The 8,864-nt window shown below is 37.0% G+C and carries 9 protein-coding genes; 6 read left to right on the top strand and 3 right to left on the bottom strand.

Annotated elements, in window-relative coordinates:
* The 3 genes from RTK36_RS04935 to RTK36_RS04925 form a co-directional block, all read right to left on the bottom strand.
* The coding region (locus RTK36_RS04935) for a DNA glycosylase (RefSeq protein WP_312044902.1) at nt 1-319 on the bottom strand (319 nt) is incomplete at its 3' end.
* 21 nt (nt 320-340) lie between these two features.
* A complete protein-coding gene (locus tag RTK36_RS04930) occupies nt 341-1,576 on the bottom strand; it encodes a hypothetical protein (RefSeq protein ID WP_312044900.1) in 1,236 nt (411 codons plus the stop codon).
* On the bottom strand, nt 1,566-1,982 hold the full coding sequence (locus RTK36_RS04925) for a DUF6762 family protein (protein ID WP_312044897.1): 417 nt from the start codon (nt 1,980-1,982) through the stop codon (nt 1,566-1,568). The genes RTK36_RS04930 and RTK36_RS04925 overlap by 11 nt, the downstream gene beginning before the upstream one ends.
* A gap of 517 nt (nt 1,983-2,499) precedes the next feature.
* Here RTK36_RS04925 and nth point away from each other — a divergent pair.
* The 6 genes from nth to RTK36_RS04895 form a co-directional block, all read left to right on the top strand.
* On the top strand, nt 2,500-3,144 hold the full coding sequence (gene nth, locus RTK36_RS04920) for an endonuclease III (RefSeq protein WP_312044895.1): 645 nt from the start codon (nt 2,500-2,502) through the stop codon (nt 3,142-3,144).
* 54 nt (nt 3,145-3,198) lie between these two features.
* Nucleotides 3,199-4,044: a hypothetical protein gene (locus RTK36_RS04915; protein WP_312044893.1), complete on the top strand. Its 846-nt coding sequence runs from the start codon at nt 3,199-3,201 to the stop codon at nt 4,042-4,044.
* A gap of 567 nt (nt 4,045-4,611) precedes the next feature.
* The gene (locus RTK36_RS04910; RefSeq protein ID WP_312044891.1) at nt 4,612-5,046 is read left to right on the top strand and encodes a hotdog fold domain-containing protein; all 435 of its coding nucleotides are present in this window, start codon (nt 4,612-4,614) and stop codon (nt 5,044-5,046) included.
* Between the two features lie 115 nt (nt 5,047-5,161).
* A complete protein-coding gene (locus tag RTK36_RS04905; protein WP_312044889.1) occupies nt 5,162-6,355 on the top strand; it encodes a CaiB/BaiF CoA transferase family protein in 1,194 nt (397 codons plus the stop codon).
* A gap of 115 nt (nt 6,356-6,470) precedes the next feature.
* Complete coding sequence (locus tag RTK36_RS04900) at nt 6,471-7,328, top strand: MerR family transcriptional regulator (RefSeq protein WP_256148012.1); 858 nt, start codon at nt 6,471-6,473, stop codon at nt 7,326-7,328.
* 1,085 nt (nt 7,329-8,413) lie between these two features.
* On the top strand, nt 8,414-8,864 hold a 451-nt coding region (locus RTK36_RS04895; protein WP_312044887.1), incomplete at its 3' end, for an amino acid permease.

Below are 8,864 nucleotides of genomic sequence, written 5' to 3'. Positions count from 1 at the left end.
GCATTTCAAAAAATTCTTGTTTTAATATTCGAATACCAGGGGCAAAAGAAATTGCTTCCGCCATAACGGGGTCATTCTCTTGAAGCCGCTGCTTAATCTCATTATAATTTCTTTCTCCATCAAAAAAACCTTTCCAAAAAGGAATATCATTGTCGCCATAAAAAATAATACTGTCACCCACCTGCCCAAGGGTAACCACCTTTTGGCCGGAGATGACAGTATAGCGATCATCCTCTTTTTTTTCATAACGGAAACATTGTCCGCATTCTAAGGTTTGTGACAGAGAAAAGTCTGGGCAATCCCAAAAAACTTTCTCCATTAAATTCACATCCTGTTCCTATTAATCGTCCAAAATTAAGAACCCATAATTAATTCCTGTTTTTTTCAAAAGGAAGTTTTTCGCCGCAATATCGGATGTCACAAATTCTGCCTTCCATCTACCATCTTCACTATAGCAAGCATAGCGATTTCCATTGGTTAAAATGGCATAAGCACAAGCAGAGGTGCCACATTGATATGCAATTTCGCTGGAACTTGTAATTGCTTTAGCACTAAATAGGGCCGCCTCAACACCACCTTGGGCAGATACAATATTTCCTCTCCAAGAGGCCAATGTATAGGCTGGCAATAACTCTAGATTAAAATTAGGCAGATAACGGTTGATAGATGTTATGGGATAATATTCAGTCTGGGCATTTGGCAAAACAACCTCCCAGAAATTATTCTCATTCTCAAGAATATATTCTTTAATATCCGCTGTGTTTTTCCGATTTGAAAAAACAACTACCGCATACCTTTCATCTAAACGAATTTCCCGTACATAGTACTCTTCAAAGCGACCTTCAAAAAGGCTGATATAATTCAGTATCCGCTCGTACTCTTCAGATGCAGAGGAAAGTCTTAAGACCTTTCCGTTATTTTGATTATATTTCGCCAACAGGCTATGAAAACTATCTTCACTGATTGTTCCAACCTTTCCGTCGGAAGAGGCAACAATGTATTTTCCCGATTGCTTCACAGCAGCAAAAACTTGAAAATCCAAACTGCTAGATGGAACAGAAGTACCCTCTAGCGCTGCTAAATCAGCACCATTCATTAACAAAATTTTATATGCAGAGGCTGTTAGTCCGCTCTCCAAATATCCATCCGACACCAAAGTATCTGTTGTTATGTACTTCCCTTCGTAATAATTGAAAAGTTCACCGTTTTTACTCATCCAGCCCTTTTGGGAACCGTTTGCCTTATAATCAGCCTGTCCTGCTGTAGCAATGGCAGTAATGTTATTTGTCAATCTGGTTGTTTCACTTACCCAAAAAGGTTTTGTACTAGCTGGCTGTGTCTTTTCCGGCTCAATTTTTACGTTATTTTCCTCCTTATCGGGGGGATTTTCCGGCTCTGTAGAAGGATCATCTGTATTCTCCTTTTCAGGAGGCACTTCAATAGGATCCTTAACGTCATTCTGCTCCGCTCCCGGCGAGGAAGTATCTACCTCAACTTTTCTCAATGCACAAGCACAACATAAGAAAAGCAAAACACCTATCAAAATAAAGGCATTTTTCCACTTTTTATTTTTCACTATAATCATCCTTTTTGTCCGCTATAGCATCGTAAACCGAAAGCAGTTCTTTTTTATGAATATCCAATATATTTGTAATTGTGTTTTCCATTTCTTCGTATACATCAGAATAGGGAAATTGAACCACCCATATTGGATTTAATTGTCCGTCTTCTTCCTTCATGTGGGTAGCAACCCCAACCAAAGCGTCCGTGTCATAATAATCAAATATCGCATCATATTCCCAATCTTCAACATCCCTGTCACAAGTTAAACGTAAAACTACTCTTCTGCCGTCCTCCGTGTCTTCTCCATAAATATTGTAAATCATTCCTGCATTTTCCGAAAGAGAATAGCTTCCTAACTCTTTTTCCAAAAAACCCGTATTATTATCTTTAAGCATTATCACAATTACGGTTTCGTCCATATTCTTCTCCTTCAATAAGCAAAGCTAGTCTATTATTATCAAAATTATACTACAATTTATAATATGATGCAAGGAAATGGCGGCTACAAAGCCCTTCCAATCTATGGCTAAAACCCCGAAATTACGCCATTTTTAATATATGACGTAAATTTTAAGAATTTGTTCCTATGTTTAGAAAGTATTTTTTACAAAAAAAATATGCAACAAAAATTCTAATTTTCACTTAAGGGTTTTAATGCCTTAACTCAATGATGCCATAACGTTCTAATCAAAGCTCAATTAGGACTTTTGTATTTTCAGGTTCTTTATAGTATGATATAGTAGTAAAATCCTATATAAAAGAACTATAAAATGGATTCTGCTTAAGAAACTGGACTATCTAGTCATAAAATGATAACATTGAAAAAACTACGGCAAAACTATTTGTTTTACAGTATAAAAGAAAAAGGGAAATATTTCTCGGGAAATCTTCGGCATTTTCGGGAAATATCCTTCTTTCGGGAGGGAGTAAATATAAATGACAAAAAAAGAAAAGGTAGAACAAATTTTACTGTTATTAAGGGAGCAATATGGTCCTACAAAATGCTATTTGGATCATGAAAATCCTTGGCAACTGCTTGTGGCCACTATTTTATCGGCACAATGTACCGATGATCGGGTGAATATTGTAACAAAGGATCTATTTCAAAAATATAAATCCATTAAGGATTTTGCAGAAGCGGATTTAATACAGCTGGAAAAAGATATCCACTCAACAGGTTTTTACCATAATAAAGCCAAAAATATCATCGCTTGCTGCCAAAAGTTATTGACTGAATACAATGGACAGGTCCCATCTGATTTAGAGGCTCTGACCTCCTTAGCAGGGGTCGGGCGAAAAACCGCCAACGTGGTGCGGGGAAATTGGTATGGTATCCCAAGCATCGTGGTTGATACCCATGTAAAGCGTCTCTCCAACCTACTGGGTCTCACACAAAATAAAGATCCTGTTAAAATTGAATTTGATTTAATGAAAATAATTCCGGAAGATAAGTGGATTGATATTAATACTCAGCTCATCGCCCATGGTAGGAAAATTTGTATTGCCAGACGGCCAAAATGCAATGAGTGCTTTTTGCTTTCATATTGCACCGGAGGTCAAAAAATGCAAAAAGGAAAATAAACTAAAAATTTGGTTACAATACATTGATAAGACAATGAATTGGAGGATTTTTGAATGAAACATAGACTGCAATATTTCCTTTTTGCCCTCAGCTTATTACTTGCCTTATCCGGCTGCGGCAGTAAACAGCAAAATACAGGGACTTTGATCGAAACAGCACAGACAAAGATGTCCCAAATCACCAGCCTGCAGGCTAAAATGAATATGGACGTAAATATGACCATGGGCACTGAGAAAGTTGCCACTGCAACAACGGCGGATATTACTGCTTTCATAAAACCTTTAAAAATGAAGGTAGAGGCCGCATCACACATGGACAGCAGTGCTGCGAAGGATACAATCATGGAAATGTACCTTCAAGAAAACAATGATACCATAGATTTATATACCAATGCCGGTACCGGGTGGTTCTACACACAAGGAGACAAGGAAAACCTTGGTCAATTTGAAGTCTACAACAATATATTAAGTTACCTCTCCGCTATAGAAAATCCCTTGAACAAAGGATCAGAAACTTTGGGCGACGTTTCAACCCAAAAGGTAGAAGGTACCCTTAAGGGTGAAGTAATGAAGAAAATCGTAGAGGATTCTGGTATTCTCTCCTCTGCCACCAGTATGGGCGTCTCTAAAGAGGATCTGCAAAAAATTTATGATGAAACTGGTGGTCTGCCCATTACCCTATGGATTGGCGAAGATGGTCTGGTTTATCAATATAAAACTGACATTTCAAAGCTGATGCAGGTAATCATGGATAAAACCCTTGCATTAATGGGTATAGATAGCACAAAAAATGATAACAGTTTATCCGTTGAAAACGCAACCATCACCATGACATGCAGCCAGTTTGATTCCGCAAAAGATTTTGATATTCCTAAAGAGGTTTTGGAAACAAAAAAATAAGTTTTTCTATATATGTATGAACTCAAAATATCCCTCATTTCTATGCCTGATAATGAGGGATATTGCATTTGATAAATAAGCATTCTCTAAAACTCTCCCTTTCTTTTTTCCTTTTCAATGTTTTCAAAATAAATGGATATGAATTCCCTCAGAAAAATCATACCACTGCTAACACCAATTCTTTCTTTTTTCATTGCCCATGATGAAAAAGCAAAAAGCAACTATATCTACGAAGAATTACTATTTTTTCCCTAAAGAAATATCAATTTATTTCCTTAAAAACTCTCCACTTGAATTTCATCTATTTCCCAAGTAAAAAAGTTTACTCACCATTTATAAGTCCCCAAACCCCTGAAAAATAGCCATTTCTATAGGATTGATAAATCTGTTAAAAACCGTCCCCTAAGTAGACTCTTTTCATGATTTGCTTTTTTATTCTTCAAAATTTTTTTTGAGAACCTGTTGACTTTCCATTGGCTGTACCAGCTAAACTAAAGTCAAGGTTAAGGAAAGCGCTTAACGAACTCAATAACAAATCATTTTAAAAGATTAAAGGAGGAATTCTCAATGGTAGGTAAAAAAGTTGTACATCATTTAATGATGAGCGCAAAAGACGCTCACTATACTGGTAATTTAGTAAACGGCGCTAGAATCGTGAATCAGTGGGGCGACGTAGGTACAGAATTAATGGTTTATGTAGATGGTGACATTAGCTTATTCTTGGGCTACAAAGATATTGAATTCACAGCTCCTGTATATGTTGGTGATTTTATGGAATACCACGGCTGGATTGAAAAAGTTGGCAACCAGTCCTATACATGTAAATTTGAAGCATGGAAAGTTGCACAGATGGTAGATATCGCAAATCCTCAGGATACACGGGCTACAGCTTGTGAACCTCCTGTACTTTGTGGTACTGCAACAGGTAGCCTTTTCATTGCTAAAGATAATCAGAGAGGTCCTCAGGAATCTTCCTTCAAGGATGCAAAGCACCCTCAATAATTTTTGGTGACATTTTCGAAGGAGCGGATTTATCAATCCGCTCTTTCTTTTTCACAAAAATTGACGATTTTTGTAAGACAAACGTTAATCTTGTAAACAGAGAGGATGAATTATCATGAATAGACCATTGGAAGGTATTCGTGTACTTGATTTAACACAGGCTTACAGTGGCCCCTTTTGCACCATGAATCTTGCGGATCATGGTGCTGAGGTCATCAAAATTGAGCGCCCCGGCAGTGGAGATCAAACAAGAGGTTGGGGACCTATGGAAAATGACTACAGTGGCTACTATGCTTACATTAACCGTAATAAAAAGGGAATCACGCTAAATCTTGCCTCCGAAGAAGGAAAAAAAGTTTTTGCTGGATTGGTTAAAACTGCTGATGTGATTTGCGAAAACTATAAGGTTGGTGTTTTAGAGAAATTAGGTTTTTCCTATGAGGTATTAAAGGAACTGAATCCCCGCATTATTTATGGCTCCATCAGTGGTTTCGGATTAACAGGTGAATTGTCCTCCCGCCCCTGCTATGATATCGTTGCCCAAGCAATGAGCGGAATGATGAGTGTAACGGGGTTTGCAGACGGTCCTCCCTGCAAAATTGGCCCTTCTGTAGGTGATAGCTATACAGGTGCATATTTGTGCATGGGTGTATTAATGGCATTATACGAAAGAGAAAAAACCGGTGTTGGGCGTCGTATCGATGTGGGAATGGTAGATACCTTATTCTCCACAATGGAAAACTTCGTTGTTGAATATACCATTGCGGGCAAGCATCCCCATCGCGCAGGCAATCAAGATCCAAGCATTGCCCCTTTTGACTCCTTCCGGGCAAAAGATTCGGATTTTGTAATGGGTTGTGGCACAAACAAAATGTTTGCGGGACTATGCCAAGCAATGGGCAGAGAAGACTTGATTGATGATCCTCGTTTCAATACAAACTTGAATCGCTGCGATAACTATTTAAAGGATTTAAAACCTATCATTGAAGAATGGACACAAACAAAGACCGTTGCAGAACTGGAAGAAATCATCTGCGGCCTTTCCATTCCCTTTGGCCCAATTCTCACGATCCCTGAGATTTCTGAGCATTCCTTAACAAAAGAAAGAAATATGCTTTGGGATGTTTATCAGCCTGGTATGGATAAAACAATCCGCATTCCCGGCTCCCCTATTAAGATTCACGGTGAAGAAGATAAAGCTCAGAAAGGTGCCCCTATTCTGGGAGAAGACAATTTTGCTGTCTACACAGAAATTTTAGGCCTTTCCGCAGAAGAAATCAAATCACTGGAAGAGAAAAATGTCATCTAAGGCTACAAAAAAAGTAAATACTGAACCCTCTTTTTCGGTTGAGTCCTCTTTTGGGTTGTGGTATACTGATTGGGACAGCATGTATCATGACACAGATGCAAGGAGGGGCGATCATATGTCCGATGGAAAAAATTACTATTCGATCGGCAAAGTCTCAACACTCTGTAATGTTCCCATCAAAACATTACGGTATTATGATAAAATCGGTCTATTGGTTCCGGAGTATCGAAAATGTGACAGCAACTATCGCTATTATACCCAGGATCAAATTTTGACTTTATTCATTATTCGTAAGCTAAAGCATTTGGGAATTCCCTTAAAAGATATCAGTCAAATTGTTTGCAAAAAGAACGCATCGGCGATGGGTGCTTGCATCCGAGAGAGATTGTATGAAATCAGCAATGCAATAGAATCTCTTAACAACCAGTATGCGGAGGGTCAGCTTTTACTTGAACGTCTGGAAAAAGGGCATAATATTCTCGAAACCGAACAATCCAACTGGGCTACGGAAGGTATACGTGTTGAGGATATTCCCCTTGGCAACGTATTATTTACAAGGCGTATTAAAAAGAATTATAAAAACAGTGACGTATCTGTGGATCGATGGTTTGAATTATTTGAAATGGTTTCCCAACAGAAACTTAGAATGGTTGGGTCTGTCATTTTAACTTATCATAACAATCCTTTGGAGCAATTTTTTAAAACAGACTGCGATTTGGAAATCTGTATTCCAATTAATGAATTCCGCCCTGATCTGGCTGAGTTTAAGCAGTTTGGGGGTTACAAGGCTGTTACCGCACTACATATTGGGCGAAATGATGAGATAATACAGACACATATCAAAGCAATAAAATGGCTAAACCAACAAGGATATAGTGTTGCCGGTCCCATTTCGGAAGAATACATTATTTCTCCTGTTGATATAAATAATGAGGAAAACCATATCACAAAGGTAATGATACCTATAAACTGATATTTCGAGTGTAAAAGAAAAGACCAAAGCGGAAAATCATTCGCAGTGGTCTTTTTTGTTGCTCCTACACACCAAATGAAAACTCCATGGACTTTTTTTAACCCGGTCATGGGCTTAACCTTGAACTTTAATTCCAACATTACCCTTAAATACCCCATGACTGTTGTTCAATAGAAACAGCTTTTTGTTAATTCCCTAATAACCAAATAAAGGCATCCTTATAAATACAACTCCCATTGAAAACTTTACAAAATTCATTAAGGCAATTCCATTGCCCAATGCGTTGGTCCATTTCCTTTTATAAGTTAGCATTTAAAATAATATTTACTTAAAATCCTTCTAAAAATACAACCTCAATGATAATTATTTAGCGCTTGTGGATACCCACAAATAGTTTTCCTGATGATTTTCTTATTTTAAAATCTTAAATTTTATATGTTCTATCAATTTTCTATTGGAAAACTATAAAATACCGTGGAAAAACCAAGAAAAAAATAATAAAATTCACCCTAAGTAAAAAAATTTAGGAGTATTAAATTTACCAATTTAAATAAGATATTTTTGTGCAAAAACACGATAAAACTATATCGAAATGAATAAATGGGAATGATTTCGAATGTATTTCTGCAAAAAACTGTAAAATATCTTTTACAATATTATAATTTGCAGTTTCAAAAACACTCTTCCTACTGGATACTTTTTTCTAAAAAAAAAGAAAAGAAGCATATTTATACTTAAAAAAAAGATTGACTATACCTTTACTGAATGGACTATATTATAATTAAGTTATGGAATATCACCAAAAAATCAAATGTACAACTGAAATTTTTATATATTATTATTAACATTTGATAATATAATGTATATTCGCGGATACATTATAGTGAACTTCTATAAATGCGTCCTGATAAAGGTTAATTTGAAAAGCAAGGTAAAATCAAGCCTCTTTCTCAAAAACCATTGTCTGGCAACCTGATTCTCGAATTCGCATGCGGCTTCATTTTCACTTTAAAAGTCACCGTAAAAGCAATTATTTGTAGTATTTATACGCAATACAATTTATTACATTTAGGGAGGTTAGGTATATGTCAAAAAACCAACAGCAAGAAGGTGCATTTAAAAAGGATTTGCGTAAAATTGATATTTGGTCATTGGCTTTAGGGGCAATCATTGGATGGGGATGTTTCGTAATGCCGGGAACGTCCTTTCTACCTAAGGCGGGGCCCATTGGTTCTATTTTAGGTTTAATGCTAGGCGCAGTTATCATGTGTATTATTTGTATCAGTTATGGTTATATGATTCGTAAATTTCCACTCTCCGGCGGAGAATTCGTGTATGCCGATACCGCTTTTGGTAAAAAACATGCCTTTATATGCGGTTGGTTCATTGTTTTGGCCTACTGGTCATTAATTCCTCTTAACTCTACTGCATTGGCAATGGTTTCACGTTATATTTTACCCGGTTCCCCCTTGCAAATCGGCTATCTTTATACCATTGCAGGCTGGGATGTATATCTTGGTGAAATCGCCTTAGCCT

It is taken from the genome of Anaerotignum sp. (genome assembly GCF_031981185.1).
Classification (GTDB): Bacteria; Bacillota; Clostridia; order Lachnospirales; family Anaerotignaceae; genus Chakrabartyella.
This window is presented reverse-complemented; position numbering and strand designations above follow the sequence as displayed.